Below are 24654 nucleotides of genomic sequence, written 5' to 3' on the forward strand. Positions count from 1 at the left end.
CCGCCCCCAAAAGGGACGAAGCTTCGCGGTACCACCCTAGTTCAGGCCTAAAAAGGCCTGCGCTCTATACCGATAACGGTGGCAGCCGGAATTGATTAGATCCTACTCGCAAGATGAAATTCGCAAGCTGCTCTTTGGTTTCCTTTCAGTTGCCAAGAAACCTCCCTGTCAAAGATCAGTCTTGTTACTAGTCTTGTTCTTAGTAATTAATTAAAATCATAGGCTAAAACTGGCTTAAATGCAAGTCATTTTTTACGCCCACTTGTCCGCCCAGATGTGCACCTGGTTAAAGACGGGCTTTAATTCGGCTCCTTTTGGCGTCAAAGTGTAAAGGACGATCTTCTTTTCTTCATCCTTGGACCGCTTGACAATTCCGTCAGCTTCCAGCTCCCGCAAGCGTTCAACCAAAACCCGGTCTGAGCAGGCACCAACCGCGTGGGCCAGGTCTCTGAAGCGCATGGCCTTAGTGTCGCACAAGGAGCTGATAATCAAGCCGTTCCACTTCTTGCCGATGATTTCAAAGGCCTTGACGAAGCGGGCGCACATTTCGTAGTTTTCAGCATTTTTACAGCATGGCGCGTCCTGTTCGGCTAATTCTGTCATAGAGAATCCTCCTCAAATTAGTTTCCATGTTATCTATTTAAGCATACTTTACTTACGAAAAACAAGCGAAACGTTTTTTAGCTGAAATGATAGATCATGATCCCGGCGGCAACAGCGGCGTTCAAGGACTCAGCCCGGCCCTTGATCGGGATGTAAAGCTTCTCATCAGCCAGTGCCGCGATTTCCGGACTTACCCCATGGGCCTCATTGCCAATGATCAAGGCAACCTGGGCAACTGGGGCAAAATCGCCCAATTGTTTAGCAGAAGGGTCCAAGAGACTGGCATAAACCGGAATATCCGCTGCCTTCAAGCTGGCAATGGCTTCTGCCAGGTCAGCCTTGATCAAGTTCAAGTGGAACTGGCTCCCCTGCATGGACCGCTGCACCTTGGGATTGTAGAGGTCAACCGTCTTGTTTGACAGGATCACCCCGTCAAAGCCGGCCGCGTCAGCGGTCCGGATGATGGTGCCGACATTACCCGGGTCAGCCAGGTCATCTAAAAGGACCCACTTGCCGTAGCTGAAATCAAAATTCTCTGGTTGGTTGATCTTGACGGTCATGAAGATGTCCTGGGAATTCTTGGTGCTGCTGAGGTGGCTGGCCACGCTTTGGCTGATCTTGATCAGCTTGTCTTCATCATAAGCCAGGTCCAATTGCTCCAAGCGGCTGAGTGCCTCTTCAGTAGCCAGAATTTCCCGGTACTTGACTCTTGCTTTTAAAGCTTCTTCGACCAGATGGAAGCCTTCGATCAGGTAATAGCCGCTTTCTTCGCGGTATTTCTTCTGGTTCAGCTTGCCGATGGCCTTAATTTGCGGATTGTTGACAGATGTTCTTTCTTGCATGATAAAATACTCCTTAGAAATACTATTTTAATGATTTTTTGCAAAAAATAAAGAAGGTAAGCAAAATGCAAACATGGGAACTATTAGCACATGGGGTCGTCCAAGGGGTAGGCTTCCGCTGGTGCGTGCAGATGCTGGCCCAGAAGATGGGCCTGGCCGGCACCGCCAAGAACAACCCCGACGGGACGGTCACCATCGTCATTCAAGGTACGCCAACTGACCTGGTCAAGTTTAAAGCTGCGCTGCCAGACGCCGCTCCTTACGCGAAAATTTACCGTTTGGACACAAAAGTTCTGCCTGAAATGGAACAAATGCATTCTTTTCATGTATTATATTAGTCAGATCCTAAAAATTTGGAGAGAAACTAATCAATGAAAAAAATCAAAAAACGTTTGTTACCAGTCAGTCTGCTGGCGCTCTTGCCGCTTTTTCTTACGGCCTGCGCCAGCCAGACCAGCAAGAACGGCAGCTTGAAGGCACCAACCAGTGGTCCTTACTACTGGATCTATGAGTGGATCGGCCTACCTTTGCAGCATATCACCGTCAACATCGCCCACGCCATTGGCGGGGCCAGCGGGGCCGGCTGGGCTATCGTCATCATCACTTTGGTCGTCAGAGTGATCTTGATGCCGCTGATGATCAACCAGCAGCACAAGGCAACCATGCAGCAAGAAAAAATGCATCGCCTGCAGCCACAGATGCAGCTTTTGCAAAAGGCCATGAAGACCCCGGGCATGACTCCTGACCAGCAGCTGGCCTTGAGTGGTCTGCAAAGAGAAATCTACTCTAAGAACAATGTCTCCATGACTGGCGGAATGGGCTGCCTGCCCCTCTTGATTCAAATGCCGATCATGATCGGGATCTACCAGGCCGTGGCTTACTCAAGCACCTTGGCCAAGTCCACCTTCTTCGGCATCTCTCTGTCCAGCAAGTCCATGGTCTTGGCCATCATCGCCACTGTTTTTGCCTTGATTCAAAGCTACGTGGCCATGATCGGCATCCCTGAAGAACAAAAGAAGACCATGCAGGCCACCATGCTGATGAACCCGATCATGACTTTCTTCTTCTCCATGTCCTTCTCCGGCGCCCTGGCTCTTTACTGGGCAGTCGGCAACCTGGTCATGGTCATCCAGCAGCTGATCACCACCTTCATCGTGCAGCCGCGGGCCAAGAAGCGGGTTTCCAAGGAACTGGAAGACAGCCCGATCGTGGAAGTCGTTACTCAAGCCAAGATCGACCAGATCTTAAAGCCAGCTGCTGAAAAGAAGCCTGCCAGCCAGCCGAAGTCCGGCGACCTGCGCAAGCGCAACCAGGGCAAGCAGAAGCGGAAGTAATCTTCCAAAGAAAAAACAAATAAAAACAAAAAAGAAAAAATAAACAAAACAGAACAGAACAAAAATAAAAGCCGCTGAACAGCGGCTTTTATTTTGCTCTGAATGTTAAATTGTCGGATCTTTTTTCGGACTCTCAGTTTCAGCCTGCTTTTGCTGCCGGCTTTCTAACTGCTTGACTTCTTCGTCAGTCAAGACCGGGAAGGTGATTCTGAACTGGCTCCCCTGGCCTAAGACTGATTCAACGTCGATAGTGCCGTGGTAGGATTCCACCAGCTTCTGGGCAATTGACAGGCCCAGGCCGTTGCCGCCCTTTTCCCGGGTTCTGGCCTTGTCGACCCGGTAGAAGCGGTTGAAGATTTTCTTCTTGTCCTCATCGGAAATCCCTTCGCCGTAGTCTTGGACCACGATCTGCATTTCCTGGCCGGACTGGCCGGCAGCCACAGAGATTTCCTTGCGGTCAGTTGAGTACTTGATCCCGTTGTCGATCAAGATGATCAAGATCTGCTCCAGGTGCCCCTGGTAAATCTGAATCTTGGTATCCGGGTCCAGGTCCTCAACTTCCAAAGAAATCTTGAAGTCCGGGTGAACCATGCCCATGTCCCCGACTACCCGAGTCAAAACTTCCATCGGCTCAGCAATGGCATTCGGGTAGTGGACGCTGATCTGCTCAGCCCGGGTCAGATCCAGCATTTCCTGAATCAAGTGCTTCATCCGCTCAGCCTCCGAAATCGAGGCGTCAATGGATTCTTCCAGGACCTGGGGATCATCCTTGCCCCAGCGCTTAAGCATGCTCAGATGGCCCTCAATGACCGCCACAGGCGTCCTCAATTCGTGGGAGACGTCAGAGACGAACTGCTTCTGCTGTTCGATATACTTTTGCATCCGGTCCAGCATCATATTGAAAGACAGGGCAAGTTCTTCCAGTTCGTCGTTTCTGTGCAGCTCAGGAATTCTGGCCGTGCTGTTGGGGTCAGCGTTAACTTCCCTGGCCACCTTGGACATTTTCTTGATCGGTCTGACAACGCTGCGGACAACCAGGTAGGAAACGACGATGGCCAGACTGACCCCCAGAATTGAGAGCCAGAGCATAGCCCGCAGAGTCCGGGTAATCAAGCGGTTGTAGCCGGTCATCTGGTTCTTGACGACAATGTAGCCGGTCAATTTATGAGTCGTCCGGTTTCTGACCTTCCGGTAGACATACAGGGAGCTTTGCCCCTTCTTGTCTTCCTTGACCACGCTCTTGCTTTCACTGGTGAATTTGACCAATTTAGGAGCGCTGTCGCCGTTATGAAAGACGATCTCATTGCGGAGATTGTAGATCGCCACGGTCACGTCAGGGTTGGTCACGGTACTTAAGACCGTGTCGCCAAAAACGCTGCTGTTGTTGCTGTCATTTTCTGACAAAGCCGGCCCGCCCTTCAAGATCCGTCTGGTATTGGGCGACAATTGCTGGACCACGTTAGTGATTTCCAGCTCATCATCGATGCCCACCAAGCGCTTGCGGAGGATGTTGACGACTTCATTGGAAGTATCTTTCTGCTGGCTTAGGGCTTCCTGCTTGACCGTATTGTAGACGACAGCTGAGAAAACAAGAAAGGAGACCGTGATCGTCATGGCGACGATGCTGACCCATCTCACGATCAGTGAAACGTGCCTGGTCTCCTTCTTGCCGCTGGCGCTTTGCTTATGCATTGTCGTCCTCGTCTCTTACCATGTAGCCGGTTCCGCGCACCGTCTTGATGTAAGATGGCTGGCCAGGGATGTCGATCTTGTTGCGGAGGTAACGGACGTAAACTTCGACAACATTGGTTTCGATGTTTGATTCCGGCCCCCAGATCTTGTTCAAGAGCTGGTCTCTGCCAACAACATTGTTCTTGTTTTCGATCAAGGTCATGAGCAGGTTGTATTCCCGCTTGGTCAAGTCAACAGTCTTGCCGTCGCCCCGGTGAACGATCCGGTTTGCGGTTTCGATGGTCAAGTCCTTGAACTTGACCACCTTTTGCCGCGGCAGCTTGTCCTTTGAAGCATCCTTTTCAATCTTGACCCGGCGCAAGACAGCACGCAGGCGAGCCAGCAGTTCTTCAATGGCAAATGGCTTGACGATGTAGTCGTCAGCCCCATGGTCCAAGCCTGATACCCGGTCAATTACGGAGTCGCGGGCAGTCATCATGATGATCGGCGTGGTCTTGCTCTGCCGCACACGGCGGGCAATTTCCAAACCATTCAAGTCTGGCAGCATCAAGTCCAGCAAGATCGCGTCAAAGTCTTCACTCAAAGCACGATCCAAAGCCTTGCGGCCGTTGTTTTCCACTACGGTCTCATAGCCTTCGTGCTGGAGTTCGAGTTCGACGAAACGAGCCAGGTTCTTTTCGTCTTCAACAATTAAAATTTTCGGCATGTTTTTATCCCCTCACGTCCTACTGATTAATTTTTGGGTCTGCTGAATCCAAGTATAATCTTAAAGTATATTTTAATAATTCTAGGATAGCCCAAAATCAGCTTTTTAACAAGTCCCATAGAAAAACAAGTCCCTTGCCAGATGAATTTTCTCTGGAAAAAGACCTGTTTTACTGAAGAATGTTTTTATTTTTCTTCATCTTCTGCTTTATTCTTGTCTTCTTCAGCCTGCATCTTGTCCAAAAGACCCTGCAGCTGAGCGAAGGCCGGGTTGACCCGGTCCTTCTTCTGGCCGGCAAAGTCCTGTTCAGACATGACTTCCCAGCCCTGGCCTTCCGGATAAAGATCTTCTTCAGCTTCTTCCTTGGTCAAAACCGTGCTTGGAATATTCAAGAGCATGTTGTCTTCCACGGCCGTTTGCACGTCAATGCGGTCATCGTCCAGCGGAATGATCATCAAGCCCTGTTCTTTTTCTTCCTGGGTCGGTTCATGGTCGGAATAATTTTCCACAAAGCTGAATTTCTGCTTTAAAGGCACAGCTTCCAGGCTGCGGGAGGACGGAACCAGTAGGTCGGCTTCCACTTGGAAATTGCCAGTCACGAAGGGTTCGTCATAAAAGAGCTGCCCTTCCACGTGGGCGCTCTTGACCTCGTAGACCAGGTCCTTGGCCCGCTCGTAAAAGCCGTCAGCAAAAGTCAAATCAGCTGAGATCTGGGTCAAAGGCTCCCGGCTGTTCTTGATTTGGAAAAATGAAAGTTCTAGCATTAATTTACCTCGAGTGGCCGCCGACCAAAGTTCTGGTCAGCGCCAACAATCTGTTCAAATAAGCGGTCAACCCTGACCTGCAGGCCCAGGGTCCCTTCTTGGGCATTCTTGCGGTCCACCTTGGAAACGATGTCGACTGCAAAGTCTTTCCGCTGCTGCTTCAAATACTTCCGCCCCCGCTTGCTGTAGGCCAAAAGCATGGTGGAAACATGGTCGTAGCTGTTTAAGACATCTGCTTCAGTCACGTTCAGCAAGGTGTAGAGACTCAATCTTCTTAACCTTGAATAGGTGTAGCGCTTGGACTTGACCCGGCGGAGGAAATCAGCGAAGTTTTCAGCCAGGTGGATTTCCGCCTTGAACTTATATTCCAGGCCTTCGCTCATCTGATAGATCTGCTGCAATTCCTTGATTGAAGCTGATTCCAGCCGGTATTTCAGAAATGGGAAGAGCAGTTCCCAGTTAGGCAGGACCTTTTCCTGGTCAAAAGCAGCGATTTCCCCTTTCGGCAGCCACTGCTCCAATTCCTCCCGCTCTGCCCCGTTTAAAAGGAGGTTGCGGATTGCGCTGGCGCTTTGGACGGCAGCTTCTCTTTGCAGGATATCGTCATGGCCGGCCCCTACCCGGTTGACCGGGCTGAGCTTTAACGGTGAGCCAAGATTGGCATTGGCCACGGCATAGGCCAGGCCCAAAATCGCGTTGGGCTCGCTGACTTCATGGCCAACTTCCCGGGCCACCATCTGGTTGTACTGGGTGGAATAAGTCTGGCTGTAATCAGCGAATTCCTGCCTTTGCCGGGGGATCTTGGAGATCCGGTCGCCGAAATATTCAAAGTTCAAGTTGGCGTCTTCAACCCCAAAGATCAGGTTCTTGGCCCCCAAGCGGGTCAAAAGGTCGACCCCGCCGGTAGCGAACATGTCAGCTGCTTGGACTGCATAGGAAAATGGCAATTCAAAAACCAGGTCAGCCCCGGCCTCAATGGCGCTGCGGGCCCTCGACCACTTGTCCAGAATAGCCATTTCCCCACGCTGGACGTAATTGCCGGACATGACCGCGATAATGGGGTCATCGCCAGCGATCAAGCGGGCCTGGGTCATCAAGAATTCATGACCACTGTGGAAAGGGTTATATTCAGCAACAATCCCGACAACGCTCATTGCCTAGTCTTCCTCAAGTTCCACGCGCTTGCCGTCAGCCCAGAGCTTTTCCAGGTTGTAGAAGGCCCGGGCATCTTCTGAGAAGATGTTGACCACGACGTCGCCCAGGTCAACCAGGAGCCATTCTGAGTCATGGTTGCCTTCAACCCGGTAGTCGTAGAAGCCGGCTTCGTGGCAGGCCTCGATGATACTGTTGGCAATGGCGTGCAGCTGACGGCTGGAAGTGGCGCTGGTGGCCACGAAGTAGTCAGCCAGGATGCTGATGCCGCGCATGTCGTAGGCTTCGGTGTCTTCCCCGTGCCGTTCGCTGATTGCGTTTAAAACTAAGTCAAGTAATTCTTCGCTCTTCAAATTTTTCTCCTAATGTTTTCTTACTTTTAATTTTATCTATTTTTACTCAGCTGCCCAGACATTGTAAGCAGCCAAAGTCCTTGGGTAGATCTTGCTTCTCTTTTCAATCAAAAAGGCCAGAGTGTGAGCAAGTTCATAGCCAACCCCGGAAGCTAAATCCGCGTAACTGGTCTTTCTGGCCTCTTCAACGCCGGCAAAGGTCCGGCCAGGCTCGATATAGTCAGCTACAAAGACGATCTGATCCAGAGTGGTCATTTCCACGTCCCCGGTGGTGTGGCGGTAAACAGCGGTCAAAATTTCCTGGTCAGTAATGCCGAGGTCGCGCTTGATAAACCAGCTGCCCACGATCCCGTGCCAGATAGCCCGGTTCCAGTTCAAAAGATCCTGGTCAAAGCCCTCTTCCTTGATGACCTTGACGTATTCTTCGACTGGAATCTGCTTGGCGTAGTCGTGAACAAAACCGGCCAAGGATGCCTTGTCTTCGTCATAGCCATTGAGTTTGGCCAGGGTCCGGGCAGTTTCACTGACGCGGACGCAGTGGGCAAAGCGTTTTTCATCCATCATGCTCTTTTCCTTGGCCACTAATTCACTGCTGGACAAGGGAGAATATGTTTCCTTAAAAACTGGATCAGTCACGGTAAAGCCCCTTTTCTTCAATATATTCGCGGACCTTGTCCGGTACTAGGTAGCGGATTGAGGTCCCTGTTGAAACAGCCCGGCGGATAGCGGTTGAGCTGAGCCGGATGTCCGGAGCGTCAACCCAGATCATGGAATATTGGGGATCTTGCGGGTAGCCCGGCCGGCGGATGCCGACCAAGGTAGCCAATTTAGCCAGTTCATCAGCGTTCTTCCACTTGTGGAAGCTGTTGACCTGGTCGCTGCCCATGATCAAGTAGTAGGTATTTTCCGGCGCCTTCTTGGTCAAATAGCGCATGGTATCAATCGTGTAAGAAACGCCGCCTCTGAAAAGTTCCAGCAGCTTGACCCTAAAACGAGGATTGTCCCGGGTGGCTAAATCCAGCATAGTGGCCCGGTCGCGGGCAGACACGTTTAAGGGAGCGTCCTTATGCGGGGGAATATTGTCCGGAATGAACCAGACTTCATCCAGGTGCAGCTTGGTCATTGCCTGCTCAGCGGCAACCAAATGGGCCATATGCACCGGGTTGAAGGTGCCGCCCATGATGCCGATCTGCTTGCCTTTTCTCTGGCTTTCAGCCGTCTGCACTTTTACTTGCGTTTCTTTACTGAAATCTACCAATGAATCCATACTTAAACCTCTAAATCAAAGCTCTTCTGGTTCCTAAGCCAATTCCGCCCGGCGTGTAGGCCTTGATCACGCAGCCTTCCGGCACGGTGATGAAGCCTACCCCGGCAAACAATACGTCGCTGCGGTACTTGATGCTGTACTCCTGCCCTTTAAGCGGCGGCAGGTCGCTATTTGGCCCTGGCGGAGACAATAATTCACCGACGTGCTTTTGGTAAAATTCGTCAGCCTTCTCCGTCTTGGTCCGGTGGATGTACATGCCCCGGGCAGCGTAGATGGTAAAGCTGGTTGACGGCCCCTTCAGGTAGTCGATTCTGCCCAGGCCTGCCAAGAAGATGGTATTGCCTGGCAAAAGCTGGTAAGTGGCCGGCTTAAGCGGCTTCTTTGGCGAAGCCAGGTCCAGGTCTTTCGGGTCCAGCCGGCTGGCCAGTTGCTTGTCGGTCAAGATCCCTGGCGTGTCGACTAAGAAGTGACCGTTGTCCAAAGGAATCTCGATCTGGTCCAAAGTGGTCCCCGGGAAGCGGGAAGTAGTGATCAAGTCCTGGACGTCCCCCATTTCATCGATAATGGCGTTGATCAAGGTCGACTTGCCGACATTGGTCGTGCCGACGAAGTAGACGTCCTGGTCCTGGCTGTGCTTGTTCAAGTATTCAATCAGAGTGTCCAGGTTCTTCTTCTTGGCTGCGGAGATCAAGAAGATGTCCTTGGGGTACAGGCCCATCCGGTTGGCTTCCTGCCGCATCCAGTCCTTGATCTTGCTTTCCTTGGAATTCTTCGGGAAGAGGTCCAATTTGTTGCCGACCAGGATAAAGTCATTGTTGCCGACAAAGCGCTTCAAAGAAGAAATCAGCGAGTTGGAGAAGTCAAACAGGTCCACCACGTTGACAATCAGGGCCTTCTTTTCACCCAAAGTGTTCAAGAGGGCCAAGAAGTCGTCATTGTCCAAAGAAACCGGCATGATCTCGTTGTAGTGGCGCAAGCGGAAGCAGCGCTGGCAGTAAACTTCTTCTCTTTCACCATTTTCTACCTTGGCCAGGGCGCTGGCAGGCAGATAGCCGGGGGCTTTGGCGTCCTGGCTCTGCAGGGCGGCGCCGCAGCCGATGCAGCGAATTTCTTCACTCATGTCTGAGTTTTCCTCCTTAAATTTCATCTTCCTTAATTATATCTGAAAGCCGGCATTTAACAAAGAAAAAGCGCACCTAGCCAAGCTAGATGCGTTTCTTCCAAAGAATTAAGCCAAAGCCTTCTTAGCAGTTTCTGCTAAAGCGGCAAAAGTCTTTTCGTCGTTGTAGGCGATGTCAGCCAACATCTTACGGTTCATGTCAACACCAGCCAGCTTCAAGCCGTGCATCATCTTTGAGTATGACAAGCCGTTTTGACGAGCAGCTGCGTTGATCCGGGCGATCCACAGTCTTCTGAATTCGCTCTTGCGCTTCTTACGGTCGCGGAATGCGTACTTGTATGAAACGAACAATTGAGTGCTTGCAGCCTTAAATTGAACGTGCTTTGAACCACGGTAACCCTTGGCAAGCTTCAAAACCTTCTTACGACGTGCGCGTGTAACGGTACCACCTTTAACTCTTGGCATCTGAAAATCCTCCTAATATCGTTAGTGTATTAAAAAATAGTAAATTAACGCATTTGGGAAAGCATTTGCTTGATGCGCTTCAAGTCGCTGCGTGAAACCATAGCGGCTTTTCTCAAATGACGACGTTGCTTCTTGGTCTTACCGTGGAAACGGTGGCCAGTGAAGGCGTGGTGGCGCTTCAAACCGCCGTTACCAGTTCTCTTAAAACGCTTAGCTGAAGCGCGGTGGGTTTTCATCTTTGGCATGGTAAAATTCCTCCAATTAACTATTTTTTGTTCTTGTCTTTATCACTCTTAGGACTGAGCATTAAAAACATTTGACGGCCTTCCATCTTTGGCCGGCTGGTTACAACAGCAATATCCGAAGTTTCTTCGGCCATCTTTTCCAGCACTTGTTGTCCTAATTCCTTGTGCGTGATCGCGCGGCCTCTGAAACGAATCGAAACACGAACCTTGGCGCCTTCTTTTTCTAAGAACTTGCGGGCATGCTTAAGCTTGGTTTCGAAGTCATTGCCTTCAATCGTCGGGCTCAAACGGATTTCCTTAACGCTGACCTGCTTGGAATTCTTGCGTGATTCCTTCAGCTTCTTCTGCTGTTCGAACCGGTATTTACCATAATCAAGAATCTTTGCTACAGGCGGCTTGGCATTTGGTGAAATCAAAGCCAAATCAAGGCCGGCATCGCTCGCTTGGCGCAGAGCTTCATTTCTTGACACGACCCCAACTTGTTCACCTTCAGCGTTGATCAGCCGAACTTCACGAGCGCGGATGCTTTCGTTAAGGATCATGTTGTTTTGTTTCTGTGGTATAACTGTTCACCTCCATGTTAATTTCGAGGACAAGAAAAAAGCGGGCATATTGCACCCGCCTTTAAAATCAACAGAAAATATCGATTTGCCCAGAGGTTGAATAACTTAGGCGAGAAGCGGGGGCTTCTTCTTGTTCTCAACTTCTACTATTGTACTAGGTCTAAGATTGCCCGTCAAGGGTCAATTTCACTTTCAGCCTGATTGCTTAAAGCTTAATTTTGCCAATCGCGACAGGAACGTATTCCTTGTATGCTTGGAGCATTTCTTTAACGACTTTCTCTGCCAAAGGCAGGCTCAATCTTTCATTCAGCTTCTCTTGGAAATCGGCAAAGCCGATCACGTCATCATTGAGAGATATCTCCGCAAACAGTTTGTCGATCTCATGAGAATCTTCGGCGCTGATATCATAATAGAGCAAAAACGCTGTTCGACTTTTCGGCATGTCAAGCTTGTCAATGCAGTCTGCTAAGACTGATTTGATCAAATACAGTTGATAGTCTAATTCATTTTCTTCTGACATTTTATACCACGAACTCCAATGCTTGTCTAATCCAAAAGGCTAATGTTCTAGCAGTAGGTAAATATTAGATGTTATTCCATCAAACTGATGTATATAAGAATTGCCGCCAATATAACTCCAGCTGTAAATGTGATCCAATTGATAATCTTTTTGACTCTGTCAGAGACCGAATCACTCCGCAAAAGCTCATAACTGCCTAAGCCTGCCAGTGATATCGGAATAATGTTCCAGTAGTTGCTATTGTGGTGGGTCAAAAGATCAACGACATAAGTCAAAATGAACAGAATCAACGTATTCGCAAGAACTTTCACAACAATCTGCTTCATATTGCCTTCATCCTTCTCTTTTCTCATCTCTTTAATTCGCTTTCTTTTGAAATTATCATTTATAACCATATTGATCAAGGAAATTCTCCATTCGCTTTTATCAATCATTCATCTAAAATGTGTCCTTGTATATACAAAAAACATCCCGCAATTAACAATATCGTAAACTTGTATATCGTAAACTTGTAAAGTATGATGTTGTAAAACATAGTATTGATAACGAGGTGATTCCAATGTTTATCGGCAGAAAGCAAGAGCTTTCAGCTTTGAATAAGCTCTATCAAGAAGACAGCTTTCAATTTGCGGTCATCTATGGTAGATATCGTATCGGGAAAACCAGCTTGATCAACCAATTTCTAAAAGGCAAGCAAGCTATCTACTTTACTGGCCTTGAAGAAAAATTCCAGGATAGTTTATCTCGTTTTTCTGACGCGATTCACGCCTACGAAGATCCCAGCTATCTGGATGGGCCGAATTTTGCCTCCTTTGAGCAAGCCTTCAAATATCTCGTTCATATCTCTGAGAAAAATGACCGCTTGATCTTAGTCATTGATGAATTTCCTTACCTGGCGAAAGCCTATCCGCCAATCAGTTCAATGCTGCAATCCTACATCGACCATTATTTTAAACAGAACAAACTCTTTCTTATTCTCTGCGGCAGTTCCATGTCCTTCATGGAAAAGCAAGTGCTTGGCTACAAGAGTCCGCTTTATGGCCGCAGAACTGCCCAGTTTAAGCTGAAACCCTTTAGCCTGCATGATGCCGAAGAATTTTTCCCGCAGTTAAATAAGGAAGAAGTTTTTGAACTCAATGCCATCACCGGTGGAATTCCCCTCTACCTGTCCCTAATGTCTCCAGAAAAATCCCTTAGGGACAATATCAAGGACAACTTTCTGACAACCAGCGCCATGCTCTATGCGGAACCGATGAGTCTGCTCAATCAAGAACTCCGCGAGCCAGCAAGTTACAGCTCCATCATCAGTGCCATCGCGGCCGGGGCCAGCCGGCAGTCAGAGATCTCAACTAAAACTGGTATTGCCAGCGGGGCCCTTAGCCCTTACCTGGACAATTTGATCGACCTGGGCATTATCGAAAAACGGGTGCCGGTTACAGAAATTGATAAAGCCAGAAGCCGGAAGACCATCTATGCCATTAAGGATGTCATGTTCCGCTTCTGGTATACTTTCGTCGGCAAACGGGTCAGCTTTATCGAACGGGGGATTACCGAGCCAATTTTAGACTACATCATAAAGCAGCTCCCCCACTTCATGGGACCAGAATTTGAGAAACTATCCCAAGAATACCTCTGGTCCAAGCTGTTTGATCCAGACCTGGTGCCAGAGCCTTTTGTAAACTTAGGCAATTGGTGGGGGCCTGATCCCAAGGAAAAGAAGCAAGTTGAAATGGACATAGTCGGTTTCGATGACCAAAAGCTGAACGGCTACTTTGGCGAATGCAAGTGGAAAAACGAACCGATCTCCGCGGATATCCTTGAAACCCTCATCTACCGGAGCAGCCTCTTCCCTACTCCTAAGAAAAATTACTATCTGTTCTCCAAGACCGGCTTTACTGACAAATGCCGCCAACTAGCCCAGCAAGTCGACTGCCACTTAATCAGCTTCGACATAATGTAAGCCCAAATGTAAAAGCACATACGCAAAAACATCCCGCCTCAAAGTTGAGACAGGATGTTTTTTTATGTCAGAAAGGGTTCAATTTTATAAGGAAGGAATTAGTCTTCGCGGGAGTAGTTTGCAACGTCCTTGCTCAGCTTGTCCATGAATTCAGCCAGGCTTTCGGAGTTTTGTTCTTCAGTCCCGTAAGGACGGACATTAACCGTGCCGGCGTTCATTTCATCATCCCCAAGCACCAGAGTGTAAGGTACCTTTTGGGTTTGTGATTCACGGATCTTGTAGCCCAGCTTTTCGTTTCTGAAGTCGATTTCAGCTCTGAAGCCCTTGGCTACCAGTTCATCGCGAACCTTCTTAGCGTAGTCTGAGTGAGCGTCCAGGTTAACTGGAATGATTTCAGCTTGAACAGGAGCCAGCCAAGTTGGGAAGGCACCCTTGTAGATTTCAGTCAAGTAAGCGATAAACCGTTCCATAGTGCCGACGATCCCGCGGTGGATCATAACTGGGCGGTGTTCTTCACCATCAGCGCCGATGTATGACAGTTCGAAGCGTTCTGGCAGCATGAAGTCCAGTTGGATGGTTGACATGGTTTCGTCGTTGCCCAAAGCAGTCTTGGTTTGGATGTCCAGCTTTGGACCGTAGAAGGCAGCTTCACCTTCAGCTTCAACGTAGTCCAGGCCCATGTCGTCCATAGCTGCCTTCAGCATGCTTTGGCTTCTTTCCCACATTTCATCGTTGGCAAAGTACTTGTCAGTGTTCTTTGGATCCCGGTATGAAAGACGGAAGTAGTAGTCGTTGATGTCGAAGTCGTGGTAGACGTCCATGATGATTTGCAAAGTTCTGGCAAATTCTTCTTGCACTTGGTCCAGAGCTACAAAAGTGTGACCGTCGTTCAGAGTCATTTCCCGGACACGTTGCAGGCCTGACAAGGCACCAGACTTTTCGTACCGGTGCATCATACCCAGTTCAGCAATCCGGATTGGCAGTTCCCGGTATGAGCGGATGTGGTGCTTGTAGATTTGGATATGGGATGGGCAGTTCATTGGCCGCAATTCCAGCATTTCGCCTTCACCCATGTCCATTGGCGGGAACATGTCTTCCCGGTAGTGAGCCCAGTGGCCGGAAGTCTTGTAGGCGTCCAGGTTCATCAAAACTGGAGTGTAAACGTGTTGGTAGCCGGCTGCGACTTCCTTGTCCACGATGTAGCGTTCAATGATCCGGCGGATAGTAGCACCCTTTGGCATCCAGTATGGCAGACCTGCCCCAACCTTAGGGTCAACGAAGAAGAGGTCCAGGTCCCGGCCGATAGTCCGGTGGTCTCTTTCCTTGATTTCTGCCCGCCGCTTGAGGTCAGCTTCCAGGTCAGCTTCCTTGAAGAAGGCAGTCCCGAAGATTCTTTGCAGCATTGGGTTTGAGCTCTTGCCCTTCCAGTAGGCACCAGCTACTGACAAAAGCTTGAACTTCTTGATCTTGCCAGTGTTTGGCAAAAGGGCGCTAAAACCAAAGTCAACGAAGTCACCCAGCTTGTAGGCGTCAACCACGTCGCCTTCCTTAGCCAAAAGTTCGCTCTTGTATGGGTCGTCCTTGAAGGCTTCAGCCAGTTCGCTCTTAGCTACTTGTACGTGTTCAATGGCTTCGCCGTTCTTGATGGCCTTTTGCAGGGCCTTTTCCAAGTCTGGCAATTCAGTAACCTTGATTTGGTCTTCCTTGTCAGTTTCGATGAAGAAGCCGTCTTCTGAAATTTCAGCTTGGCCCAGCTTGATTTCCGGGTACTTGTCCTTAACCAGAGCTTCCAAAACGAAGGCAACAGTTGCCCGTAAAACGCTCAAGCCTTCAGCGTCCTTGTTGGTCAAAATGGCAACTTCGTGGTCAGCGTCCAGTTGGAAGTCAAGGGGCTTGATTTCCCCGTCAACCTTGCCGGCAACGGCGTTCTTAGCCAGGGAAGTTGAAATGCTGGAAGCAAGGTCAGCAACGGAAACGGCTGCGTCAAATTCTTTCTTTGAGCCATCTGGCAGAGTCAAAGCAAAACTCATTGGTTTAAATCCTCCAAAAACAAAAAAGTCCCGAGCACAAATACATGCTCGGGACGATTAATCATCGTGGTTCCACCCAAAATTCAGGCCTCAAGCGGCCTCTCTTATTGGACTGATAACGGCGTCCAACCTTGTCATTTATCTTTTGGGGTCATAGAAGGTGGGGTTCCTCCCAAATGGGGGCTTTCAGAACGGGGCCCCTCTCTCTGAAGCGGGAGGAATCATGTCTTCTATTTACTTTTCGATTATACCCCCTTGCCCAAATAAGACAAGGCTTTTTTGCCACTTTTTTCAAAAAATTACTGCAGGCGGCGGTTGTTCCCAGAAACAACCACTTCTTTAGCCAAATAGCGTACTCTTTGCATCAGCCGGGCCGCCTTGACCGGGTCATCTGCATTCTTGGTCGCGCTAAAGTGGCTCTCAAGCGTATCCATGTCAAAGTTGGAGCTGAAGAAGGTCGGCAGGTCATTGTCCATCCGGGCCTGAAGAATCACGCCCAAAACGTCATCTCTTGACCAGGGACTGAGGGTCTCTGCCCCAATGTCGTCCAAAATCAAGACATCGCAAGCAGCCAGGCGCTGGATTTCAGCCTGCAGGCTGTTGTCGCCAAAGTGGCTGGACAGGCCCGCGATAAAGGTCGGCATGTGCAAAAAGATCACCTTGGCCCCCATTTCCGCTACCCGGTTGGCCAGGCCCGCTAAAATGTAGGTCTTCCCGACCCCAAAGTCTCCGCTTAAATAGAGGCCCTTGGCGTGGGGATTGCTCTGGTAAGCCTGCAAAAAGGCCCCTACTTCAAACAAGGCCTGCTTGCGCTCAACTGCCACGTCCAAGTCTTCTAACTTGACCCGGCGCAATTTCTCCGGCAAGTCAATCAGCTCAATCCGCCGCTTGGCCGCTTCTTCTTTGTCCCGGCGCTGCTTAGCCTGGCTGGCCTGGTAGCGGATCCCGATTAGGGGTCCCTCCATAAAAAGCTCAGGCAAATAACCGCTGATCACTTTGTCGTGGCCGTCTTTTTGCTGGCAGTATTCATAGAGGCTGGCAAAGCTGGCGTCCACGCTCTCCTTGGTCAGCTGGTCCTGGTGGGCAGTAAGAAAAGCCCGGACGTCAGGGTCAGCGAAAACCTGCTTTTTCATCTTTTCAAATGATTCCGCCGAAAAATCCTGCCCGTTCTTGGCTGCCGCGGCCTTAGCCGCTTCACTCAACATGTCGCCAATTGCTCTCATCTAATCACCCTTACTTGTCTTTCTTGTCCGGCCCCTGCAGCATCTTCCGCAAGTCTTCATCTGAAATATTGACCGGCTGGACAAACTGCTTCTTGTTCCAGTCAGTCCCCTTTTCAAGCCGCCGGTTGCCCGCTGAGTAGTTCTTCTTTTGCCCTGCCTGGGCCTGCTTCTTTCCATCGCGCAGATGCTTGATGGCGGCTTCCGGGGTCGTGATTCCCTTTTGCAGCCAGTCGTTGGCGATCCTGTTGGCCAAATCCTGGGTCAAAACTGGCTGGTAGTTGAGGCAGGTGTAGACCAGAACATTGATCAAGCCATGGTTCAAGTGAATCTGTCTGTCCAGGTTGTTGACGATCTGCCGCTCTCTGGCCGTGGTAAAGCCGCCCTTCTCCAGCTTCATGTCATCCAAAAAATTAATCGGCGTCTTAGAGGTAACCAGGTCTAAAAGCTCCTGGTCCTGCTGGTCCACGCTTGGCCGGTCCTGCTTTTCTTCCTGGCGCTTGATTACCTGCTTGCGGCGGTGGTCAGCCTTGTAGTTGTAGTTGAGGCTCTTTCTAATCGCCGCGGCATCCAGCTGGTAGCTGCCATGCAGGGTCGGCAGGGTTTCGTTGATAAACTCTTCCTCGCTTAAGCCGTAAAGCTCCATGATGGACCGGATTTCGTCTTTTTGCCGGTCGATCTCGCTTTCCGGGATCTGGTAAGTCGCGAAGCGGTCTTTCAAGTACTGCCAGTCGATCTGCTTTAAATTGACCTGGGCATCTTCAGTCTTTTGGCTGGCATTTTCCTCAGCTGCCTTTTGGACATCTTCTGAAGGATTGATGGCCTCATTTTCCGGCAGGCGGAAGACTTCAAAAAATGAAGCGGAAACTTCTTCTAGATTGTCCAGCTGCCGCTCCTTGACCTGGGCCTGCTTGGCAAATTCCCGGGAAAGCTGGCTGAAGCGGACACCGCCAACTTTTTCCTTTAAGAGGCTGGCTAACAGCGAAGTGTTGAAAAATTCACTGGCATCCGGCACGGCATGCAGCTTAAAAGCCAAAATATCCCCCAAGCGGAGATTGTGGCTGACATAGGTCTTCAAGAGCCCCACAGCTTCCAGTTTATGCAGGGCCTGCCAGAGCTGGCGGAGGCTGCAGTCCAGGTCTTCTTGCAAGCTGTACAGGGCACTTGAAGCAGACAAGGACCGGTAAGGATCAAAGTCCTGGACCAGAGTCTGGTAAAGGGCAACCCCTAAAGCCCCGATCAAGGGCTGGTAGAGCTTGATCAAGACCTGCCCCTGGCCGGATTGGCCTGGCAGCTCATTTAAAACGACGTAGCGCAGACGCGGATTGGAATTCTCGTACATGGACTACTTGGCCTTGCTGTGCCGGTCCATCATGTCCTCCATGGTCTTCATGAAGCTGGACATGTCAGTGAACTGGCGGTAGATGGAGGCAAAGCGGATGTAGGCAACGTCGTCGATGTCGGCTAATTGGTCCATGACTAATTCCCCGATTTCCTTGGAGTAGATCTCGCTGACTCCTTTAGCTCGGATCCGGTTTTCAACATTGTCGACCAGCTTGTTGAGCTGTTCACTGGTTACCGGCCGCTTCTGGCAGGCAGCCGCCACCCCGTTCAGGATCTTTTCCCGGCTGAAGGCCTCTCTGGTGCCGTCGTTCTTGATCACCAAAAGGGGTGATTGTTCCACCCGTTCAAAAGTCGTAAAGCGGTAGCCGCAGTTTTCGCATTCCCGCCGCCGGCGGATGGTCCGCCCTTCGTCAGTCGGCCGAGAATCAATAACCCGGGAGGCATTTTGATGGCAATTTGGACAAAGCATGTTGAAGCTCCTTTCACGCGATAGTTTTCAGCAGATTGCTCAATTTCTCTCTTAGTTCTTCTATTGTACCAGTATTTTCAAGCACATAGCTAGCCAACAGGCGTTTTTCCCCCAATGGCAGCTGGGCATTCATCCGCCTTTTAGCTTCTGCTTGGCTTAAAGAGTCCCGCGCCATCAAACGCTCTAGTTCTACTTCTTCCGGCGCCGCGATCAAGAGGACAGCGTCAAAGTAGTCCTGCCAGCCAGCTTCAAAGAGCAGGGGCACGTCGATGACGCAGACAGAAGCCTGACTGTTCTTCATCTGCTTTTGAACTTCTTTTAAGACCTCGCCCTGGGTAATTTCAGACAATCTTTTCAAAGCATCAGGATTGGCAAAGACATACTGGCCCAGCTTCTTCCGGTTTAAAGTCTTATCTTTATTAAAAAAGTCCGGCCCGAATTCTTCTAAGATCTTTTGCCAGGAGACCTGGCCAACTTCGGCCTGCTGGTGGGCAATGGCGTCGCTGTCGATAACCTGGCAGCCCATATCTTTTAATATCCGGCTGGCGGTCGACTTGCCTGTGGCAATCCCGCCGGTCAGTCCCAGATAAAAAGTCATCTGCTGCTCTACCTCTTTTGACAATGCAGGCAGTAGGTGGTCCCCCGCCCGCTGATCTTGATCTTGACGAAGTTTTCCCCGCAGCGCGGGCATGGCTGTCCTTCCTTGCCGTAGACCTTGAGCCTTTCTTGATAGTGGCCGGCTTCTCCGTCAGCGTTTAAGAAGCTGTGTACGGTCGTGCCTCCGCATTTGGTAGCTTCTTCAATGGTTTCATTGATGGCTGTATAGAGCCGCTTGACCTGGTCCTCAGTTAATTCGTTGGCAGGGATCAAAGGGTTGATCTGGCTTTGCCAGAGAACTTCATCAACATAAATGTTGCCCAGACCTGCCACCAGGGTCTGGCCCATGAGCAGGGTCTTGATTCCCTGGCTCCTCTTCTTCAAGCCTTTTGCAAAATAGTCCAGGGTAAATTCTGGCGTATTTGCTTCAAGGCCTAAATTCTTCAAGCCCGTAATCTGGAATTCAGTTCCAGTTTCCACCAGCTGCAGGCGGCCGAATTTGCGAACATCCGCGTAGCGGAGAGCACTTCCGTCAGTAAAGGCAAACTGCATGTGCTCATGCTTGTCTACTGGTGCATCCCAAGTCGTTAAGTGGTACTTGCCTTCCATCCGCAAATGGGAAACGACGGTCAAGTCGCCTAAACGGAAGAGCAGGAATTTGGCATAGCGGTCAACAGCAGTAAAGGTCTTGCCCTTTAACTCCTTTTTAAAAGCTTCCGGGTCGCCGGTGATGACCTTGTCATACCAAATATCGACATGGTCGATCGTCTTGCCCACGACCAAGGGCCGCAGGGTCCGGCGGACCGTTTCAACCTCAGGCATTTCTGGCATTTTTTACCTCCTACTTTGCTTCATACCAGTCATGGCCCCAGCCGGCATCAGCGACTAAAGGCACGTCCAACTTAACGGCTGACTGCATGACTAACGGGACAATCTTCTGGATCGTTTCTAATTCATCAGCTGGCACGTCAAAAATCAATTCGTCGTGGACCTGAACAACCATCTTGGTCTTTAACCCTAGTTCATCCAGCTTCTTTTGCATATTGATCATGGCAATCTTCATGATGTCGGCAGCTGACCCTTGGATTGGGGAGTTGATGGCTGTTCTTTCCGCGAAAGAGCGGACATTGAAGTTCTTGGCGTGGATATCTGGCAGATAGCGGCGGCGGTGCATGATAGTTTCCGCGTAGCCCTTTTCTCTGGCGTCTTTAACGGCCCGGTCCATGTAGGCCTGGATGCCTGGGTACTGGTCAAAGTATTCGTCGATGAATTCCTTGGCCTGCTTGCGGGAGATGTCCAGGTTCTTGGAAAGGCCGTAGTCAGAGATCCCGTAGACGATCCCGAAGTTGACAGCCTTGGCCCGCCGTCTTTGGAGCGGCGTTACTTCGTCAACGCTCTTTAAGTGGAAGATCTTCATGGCCGTGTGGGCGTGAATGTCGTAGCCGGTCTTGAAGGCTTCCTGCATGTTCGGGTCTTCTGAAACATGGGCCAGGACCCGGAGCTCGATTTGGGAATAGTCGCAGGAATAGATATAGCCATCCGGACTTGATGGGACAAAGGCCTTTCTGATCTGCTTGCCTTCTTCCGTTCTGGTTGGGATGTTCTGCAAGTTAGGATCGACTGAAGACAGGCGGCCAGTTGCCGTCAAAGTTTGCAAATAGCGGGTGTGGATGCGGCCGTCACGCTCATCGATGACGTCTAAGAGGCCCTTGACGTAGGTAGACTGAATCTTGGAGATCTGCCGGTATTCCAGGATGTCGCTGACGACTGGGCTTTGTTCTTTCAATTGGTTTAAGACTTCAACTGAAGTGGAGTAGCCGGTCTTGGTCTTCTTGATGACTGGCAGGCCCAGCTTTTCAAAAAGGATGACGCCCAGCTGCTTTGGTGAATTCAAGTTGAATTCTTCCCCGGCTTCCTTGTAGATCTTCTCTTCCAGGTCCTTTAAACGGACAGCAAAGTCGTTTTCCAGTTCCTTTAAGCGGGAAGGCTGGACCTTGATCCCGTTCATTTCCATCTTGGCCAAAACGCGAGCCGTTGGCAATTCGATCGAGTCGTAGAGGTCGTCTTGCTCGTGCTCTTTCAGCTTGCTTAAAAGAGATTCCTTCAAAGCCGCGATAGCCGCGGTTTTTCCGGCCAGGTGGTTGAAGAAGGCTGAATCATCTGCCGGAATCTTGGCATTCTTCCCCTTTCCGTAGACTTCCAGGTCGGTCTTTAAATCATAGTAGTCGTAGCCTTGGACCAGTTCACCCAAGTCGTTGGAATTTTTCTCATTGTCAACCAGGTAAGAAGCTAAAAGCAGGTCAAAGGTCAAAGATTCAGCCTTGATTCCCAGCCGGTAGAGGCCGTAAGTGGTCCGCTTTAAGTCAAAGACATTCTTTTGGACAGCAGGATCTTCCAGCATTTCCTTCAAGGGGCTTTCCTGCAACAAGGTAACTTCCCGGCTGACGAAAGTTTCCTCGCCAATTCTCAAGGCAAAGCCGGCGAAGTCGGCCAGGTGGTAGTTGTCGCCAAACATGGCCAGGTAGAAAGTGACTTCAGCAGCCTTTGGCAGCTGGTCTAAATTGTCAGCAGTGAGAACGATGTAGTCCTGCTTTTTGACTTCCGTCTTGCTTTCAGTCAATTCCCCTTTTTGGGCTAAATCTGCCAAAAAGCGGCGGAAGTTCATCTTTTCGTAGAAGCGGCGGAGGTCGTCGATATTGCTGCCTTGATATTCAAGATCAGCAAGGGTCACTTCTACTGGACTGTCGCAGTTGATGGTGGCTAATTTTTTACCCAAAAGGGCATTGTCCTTGCCGGCGATCAGGTTTTCCTTCAACTTGGACTTCTTCATTTCGTCAACGTGGTCATACAGATTTTCCACGCTGCCGTATTCTTGGATAAGCTTAGAAGCAGTCTTCGGGCCAACCTTGGCCACGCCTGGGTAGTTGTCAGACGGGTCACCCATCAAAGCCTTCATATCGATGAATTCGGTCGGCGTCACCCCGTTGACTTCTTTCATGTGGTCTGGGGTAAAAGCTTCTAATTTAGTTACCCCGGACTTGGTCACGTAGACGGTCACGTGGTCACTTGCCAGCTGGGTCAAGTCCTTGTCCCCGGAAACAACGGCCACTTCATAGCCGGCTTCGGCCCCTTTTTTGGCCATGGTACCAATAATGTCGTCGGCTTCGTAGTTAGCCAGTTCGTAGCTCTTGATCCCCATGTCCTTGAGCATCTCGCGCAGGTAAGGCAGCTGCTCGGAGAGTTCTGCCGGGGTCTTGTCCCGCCCTCCCTTGTAGTCTTTGTACATGGTGGTTCTGAAGGTAGTCTTGCCAGCATCAAAGGCCACCAGGATATGGCTCGGGTCTTCCTGCTTCAAGACCACGTCCAGCATGTTTTTAAAGGCATAGAGGGCGTTGGTGTGGAGGCCTTCTGGATTTTTAAACTTGTCTAATTGCTGGTACATGGCGAAAAAGGCCCGGAAGGCCACGGAATTGCCATCGATTAAAAGTAACTTCTTCTTGTTCATTGTCATTCCTTGCAAAATAAAAACTGTCAAAATACCTATCTAGTATTTTAACAGTTTTTACACGTTCGTTAATTATTTAGACCCGCCTTCTGTTTTCACGTTCTTGTAGAACATGAGCCAGAGCAAGATAACTATCGCAGCCAGGAAAATAAAGGCATGTTGGGTGCCGATCGCCGTCGGCCGCGGTCCCTTTGACCCATATTGAGCTTGGCTGAGGGCCACGATTGCTGAAGTCACTGAAGTCCCGATGGCGCCGGCAAATTGCTGGATAGTGTTTAAGAAGGCATTGCCCTGAGCTGACTGGCTCGGCTTCAAGCTGGCCAGGCCATTAGTCATGATTGAGCCAACAGACATCCCCATCCCAGTCATATAGATGACGTAGATGAGGCAAATTACCAAGTTGGACATGTGCTGGGACAAGCAGGCAAAAGCAATCAGTTCAATAGCCATCATGCTGACGCCAGTGATCATGGGCAATCTGGCCCCTTTAGCGTCGTAGAGACGGCCGCCGACCACGCTCATGGCCGCTCCGATGATGCCGGCGGGCATGGTGACCAGGCCAGCCAGAGTTGCCGTTCCCCCATTGACCAGCTGGACATAGTTGGGCAAAAGAAAGGCATTGCCCAGAGAACAGAGCTGCATTAAGAGGAAGCCCAGCAAGTGCACGCTGAAGGACTTGTTCTTGAGGATTTCAAAGTGCAGGATTGGTTGGGAGATTTTTTTCGACCGGCCCAGCAAAAAGCCCAAAGAGCAGAGACCGATAAAGATTGGGAACAGGTTGGTCAGCAATTTGCCTGAGGAAAGGTTGCTGAAGCCATAGATAACGCCGGCAAAAAGGACAGCGATAAAGACAATGCTCAAGAAGTCCGGCTTGATCTTAACGATCTTGGACTTCTGTTGGATGCCGTAAAGGCCCAGGAAGAGAGACAAGATGATCAAAGGCATTAAGAAAAAGAAGACATAGCGCCAGCCCAAAGTGTTGATGATCAAACCGCCGAAAGTTGGCCCCAAGGCAGGAGCAACACCCGTGATCAAGTTGCCAAAACCCATCATGATGCCAATTTTTTCAGCGGGCACCTGCTCCAGGATGATATTGAACATCAAGGGCAAGGCAATCCCGGTGCCCAGACCTTGAATGGCCCGGCCAAAGAGCAGAACCGCGAAATTTGGCGCTAAGGCGTCCAGCAAGAGGCCAAAGAAAAAGAGCAAGTTGGCTGAAACAAAGAGCTGCTTGGTCTTAAAAGAACTTTTCAAAACAGCAGACAGTGGCACAACAACGGAGATGACCAAGAGGTAAATCGAGGTCATCCACTGAACGGTGTTGGTGGCCAGGCCAAACTGCTTCATCAAGGTTGGAAAGGCAACGTTCATTGCCGTTTCCACCAGAACCCCGCTAAAGGACATCAGTCCTGTTGCCACAATGGCCGCGTAGACTTTTTTAGGAATTTTTGAATTCATGTGTAAACTATTACCCCTCTTCTGCAATGTATTTTAAAAGCTTTCTGACGGTGGCTAATTCTTCCTTGCTGAACTGCTGGAGGAGTTCAAGATCATCGTCTTTGATTTCTTCACGGATCTGCGGGATGAGCTCATTAGCTTCACTCGTCAGCTGCACCAGTTTTTGCCTTTTATCATTGGGATCTGGCAGGCGCCTAATTAAGCCCCGCTTTTCCAGGCGCTGCAGCATGATGGTCGTGGTCGAGCGCTGGATGGCAAATTCCTCGTCCAAAGCATGCTGGTTAGCTGTTTGGCCTGCTTGCTGGCTTAGAAAATCCAGCACTGCCATCTGTTCACGCGTCAAGCGCTCCTTTCTGGCAAAGGGGCCGGAATGCTGGTCGATGCTTTTGGCCGCCCGTTTGATCCATTTACGGATTGGTTCTTCCACCTGTATCCTCCTTTTGTT

27 protein-coding genes and 2 other annotated features are annotated in these 24654 nt (G+C 50.1%); of the genes, 3 read left to right on the forward strand and 24 right to left on the reverse strand.

The annotated features are described in order from the left end of the window. Window positions 1-8 precede the first annotated feature (8 nt). Window positions 9-210, reverse strand: a binding site (T-box leader). Between the two features lie 42 nt (window positions 211-252). Together ACYVUU_RS07370 and ACYVUU_RS07375 are read right to left on the reverse strand one after the other, a co-directional pair. Then, a complete protein-coding gene (locus tag ACYVUU_RS07370; protein ID WP_270447644.1) occupies window positions 253-603 on the reverse strand; it encodes a winged helix-turn-helix transcriptional regulator in 351 nt (116 codons plus the stop codon). A gap of 77 nt (window positions 604-680) precedes the next feature. Then, window positions 681-1445, reverse strand: a complete 765-nt coding sequence (locus ACYVUU_RS07375; RefSeq protein WP_439775382.1) for a TrmH family RNA methyltransferase — start codon at window positions 1443-1445, stop codon at window positions 681-683. 65 nt (window positions 1446-1510) lie between these two features. Here ACYVUU_RS07375 and ACYVUU_RS07380 point away from each other — a divergent pair, with 65 nt between their 5' ends. Together ACYVUU_RS07380 and yidC are read left to right on the forward strand one after the other, a co-directional pair. Beyond that, a complete protein-coding gene (locus tag ACYVUU_RS07380; RefSeq protein WP_439775381.1) occupies window positions 1511-1783 on the forward strand; it encodes an acylphosphatase in 273 nt (90 codons plus the stop codon). A 33-nt stretch (window positions 1784-1816) separates the two neighbouring features. After that, window positions 1817-2779, forward strand: a complete 963-nt coding sequence (yidC, locus tag ACYVUU_RS07385) for a membrane protein insertase YidC (protein WP_484500491.1) — start codon at window positions 1817-1819, stop codon at window positions 2777-2779. 105 nt (window positions 2780-2884) lie between these two features. On the opposite strand, the gene ACYVUU_RS07390 is transcribed toward yidC, so the two are convergent. The 13 genes from ACYVUU_RS07390 to ACYVUU_RS07450 form a co-directional block, all read right to left on the reverse strand. After that, complete coding sequence (locus ACYVUU_RS07390; RefSeq protein ID WP_484500492.1) at window positions 2885-4471, reverse strand: HAMP domain-containing sensor histidine kinase; 1587 nt, start codon at window positions 4469-4471, stop codon at window positions 2885-2887. Next, the gene (locus ACYVUU_RS07395) at window positions 4464-5177 is read right to left on the reverse strand and encodes a response regulator transcription factor (protein ID WP_050952641.1); all 714 of its coding nucleotides are present in this window, start codon (window positions 5175-5177) and stop codon (window positions 4464-4466) included. The genes ACYVUU_RS07390 and ACYVUU_RS07395 overlap by 8 nt, the downstream gene beginning before the upstream one ends. A gap of 185 nt (window positions 5178-5362) precedes the next feature. After that, window positions 5363-5941, reverse strand: coding sequence for a DUF177 domain-containing protein (locus ACYVUU_RS07400; RefSeq protein WP_484500493.1), 579 nt, complete (start codon window positions 5939-5941; stop codon window positions 5363-5365). Beyond that, the gene (locus ACYVUU_RS07405) at window positions 5941-7095 is read right to left on the reverse strand and encodes a nucleotidyltransferase (RefSeq protein ID WP_484500495.1); all 1155 of its coding nucleotides are present in this window, start codon (window positions 7093-7095) and stop codon (window positions 5941-5943) included. Before ACYVUU_RS07405 ends, ACYVUU_RS07400 begins: the two co-directional genes overlap by 1 nt. A 3-nt stretch (window positions 7096-7098) precedes the next feature. Then, entirely contained in the window at window positions 7099-7446 is a 348-nt protein-coding gene (rsfS, locus tag ACYVUU_RS07410; protein WP_439775376.1) for a ribosome silencing factor, read from the reverse strand. A gap of 42 nt (window positions 7447-7488) precedes the next feature. Further along, window positions 7489-8082 carry a bis(5'-nucleosyl)-tetraphosphatase (symmetrical) YqeK gene (yqeK, locus tag ACYVUU_RS07415; RefSeq protein ID WP_484500496.1) on the reverse strand — a complete coding sequence of 198 codons (594 nt, stop codon included), beginning with the start codon at window positions 8080-8082 and terminating at the stop codon, window positions 7489-7491. Further along, window positions 8075-8713: a nicotinate-nucleotide adenylyltransferase gene (locus ACYVUU_RS07420; protein ID WP_296225406.1), complete on the reverse strand. Its 639-nt coding sequence runs from the start codon at window positions 8711-8713 to the stop codon at window positions 8075-8077. Before ACYVUU_RS07420 ends, yqeK begins: the two co-directional genes overlap by 8 nt. A gap of 10 nt (window positions 8714-8723) precedes the next feature. After that, window positions 8724-9833: a ribosome biogenesis GTPase YqeH gene (gene yqeH, locus ACYVUU_RS07425; RefSeq protein ID WP_484500497.1), complete on the reverse strand. Its 1110-nt coding sequence runs from the start codon at window positions 9831-9833 to the stop codon at window positions 8724-8726. 108 nt (window positions 9834-9941) lie between these two features. Continuing rightward, entirely contained in the window at window positions 9942-10298 is a 357-nt protein-coding gene (rplT, locus tag ACYVUU_RS07430; protein ID WP_002879237.1) for a 50S ribosomal protein L20, read from the reverse strand. A 44-nt stretch (window positions 10299-10342) separates the two neighbouring features. Further along, a complete protein-coding gene (gene rpmI / locus ACYVUU_RS07435; protein WP_002879235.1) occupies window positions 10343-10543 on the reverse strand; it encodes a 50S ribosomal protein L35 in 201 nt (66 codons plus the stop codon). Window positions 10544-10563: 20 nt separating this feature from the next. Then, complete coding sequence (gene infC / locus ACYVUU_RS07440; protein WP_270447633.1) at window positions 10564-11085, reverse strand: translation initiation factor IF-3; 522 nt, start codon at window positions 11083-11085, stop codon at window positions 10564-10566. Window positions 11086-11132: 47 nt separating this feature from the next. Beyond that, window positions 11133-11244, reverse strand: a sequence feature (ribosomal protein L20 leader region). 67 nt (window positions 11245-11311) lie between these two features. Next, a complete protein-coding gene (locus ACYVUU_RS07445) occupies window positions 11312-11626 on the reverse strand; it encodes a hypothetical protein (RefSeq protein WP_484500498.1) in 315 nt (104 codons plus the stop codon). Window positions 11627-11697: 71 nt separating this feature from the next. Then, window positions 11698-12060, reverse strand: a complete 363-nt coding sequence (locus ACYVUU_RS07450) for a hypothetical protein (RefSeq protein WP_484500499.1) — start codon at window positions 12058-12060, stop codon at window positions 11698-11700. A gap of 125 nt (window positions 12061-12185) precedes the next feature. Between ACYVUU_RS07450 and ACYVUU_RS07455 the strand changes: the two genes are divergently transcribed. Further along, window positions 12186-13586, forward strand: a complete 1401-nt coding sequence (locus ACYVUU_RS07455; RefSeq protein ID WP_484500500.1) for an ATP-binding protein — start codon at window positions 12186-12188, stop codon at window positions 13584-13586. A gap of 98 nt (window positions 13587-13684) precedes the next feature. Here ACYVUU_RS07455 and thrS read toward each other — a convergent pair whose 3' ends face one another. From thrS to ACYVUU_RS07500, 9 genes are all read right to left on the reverse strand, one after another. Beyond that, entirely contained in the window at window positions 13685-15616 is a 1932-nt protein-coding gene (gene thrS, locus ACYVUU_RS07460; protein WP_484500502.1) for a threonine--tRNA ligase, read from the reverse strand. Window positions 15617-15915: 299 nt separating this feature from the next. After that, on the reverse strand, window positions 15916-16839 hold the full coding sequence (dnaI, locus tag ACYVUU_RS07465; RefSeq protein ID WP_439775440.1) for a primosomal protein DnaI: 924 nt from the start codon (window positions 16837-16839) through the stop codon (window positions 15916-15918). 10 nt (window positions 16840-16849) lie between these two features. Beyond that, entirely contained in the window at window positions 16850-18178 is a 1329-nt protein-coding gene (locus ACYVUU_RS07470; RefSeq protein WP_484500503.1) for a DnaD domain protein, read from the reverse strand. Between the two features lie 3 nt (window positions 18179-18181). Beyond that, window positions 18182-18649 (reverse strand): transcriptional regulator NrdR, encoded by a 468-nt coding sequence (gene nrdR / locus ACYVUU_RS07475; protein ID WP_002879222.1) that lies wholly within the window; start codon window positions 18647-18649, stop codon window positions 18182-18184. A 13-nt stretch (window positions 18650-18662) separates the two neighbouring features. Next, window positions 18663-19247 carry a dephospho-CoA kinase gene (gene coaE / locus ACYVUU_RS07480; protein WP_484500504.1) on the reverse strand — a complete coding sequence of 195 codons (585 nt, stop codon included), beginning with the start codon at window positions 19245-19247 and terminating at the stop codon, window positions 18663-18665. An 8-nt stretch (window positions 19248-19255) separates the two neighbouring features. Next, window positions 19256-20077 carry a DNA-formamidopyrimidine glycosylase gene (gene mutM / locus ACYVUU_RS07485; RefSeq protein WP_484500506.1) on the reverse strand — a complete coding sequence of 274 codons (822 nt, stop codon included), beginning with the start codon at window positions 20075-20077 and terminating at the stop codon, window positions 19256-19258. A gap of 10 nt (window positions 20078-20087) precedes the next feature. Further along, the gene (gene polA, locus ACYVUU_RS07490) at window positions 20088-22751 is read right to left on the reverse strand and encodes a DNA polymerase I (RefSeq protein ID WP_484500507.1); all 2664 of its coding nucleotides are present in this window, start codon (window positions 22749-22751) and stop codon (window positions 20088-20090) included. 72 nt (window positions 22752-22823) lie between these two features. After that, the gene (locus tag ACYVUU_RS07495; protein ID WP_484500508.1) at window positions 22824-24209 is read right to left on the reverse strand and encodes a DHA2 family efflux MFS transporter permease subunit; all 1386 of its coding nucleotides are present in this window, start codon (window positions 24207-24209) and stop codon (window positions 22824-22826) included. A gap of 10 nt (window positions 24210-24219) precedes the next feature. Then, window positions 24220-24636 carry a MarR family winged helix-turn-helix transcriptional regulator gene (locus ACYVUU_RS07500; protein ID WP_484498985.1) on the reverse strand — a complete coding sequence of 139 codons (417 nt, stop codon included), beginning with the start codon at window positions 24634-24636 and terminating at the stop codon, window positions 24220-24222. Window positions 24637-24654 lie beyond the last annotated feature (18 nt).

Source organism: Lactobacillus sp. WILCCON 0058, from assembly GCF_057198005.1.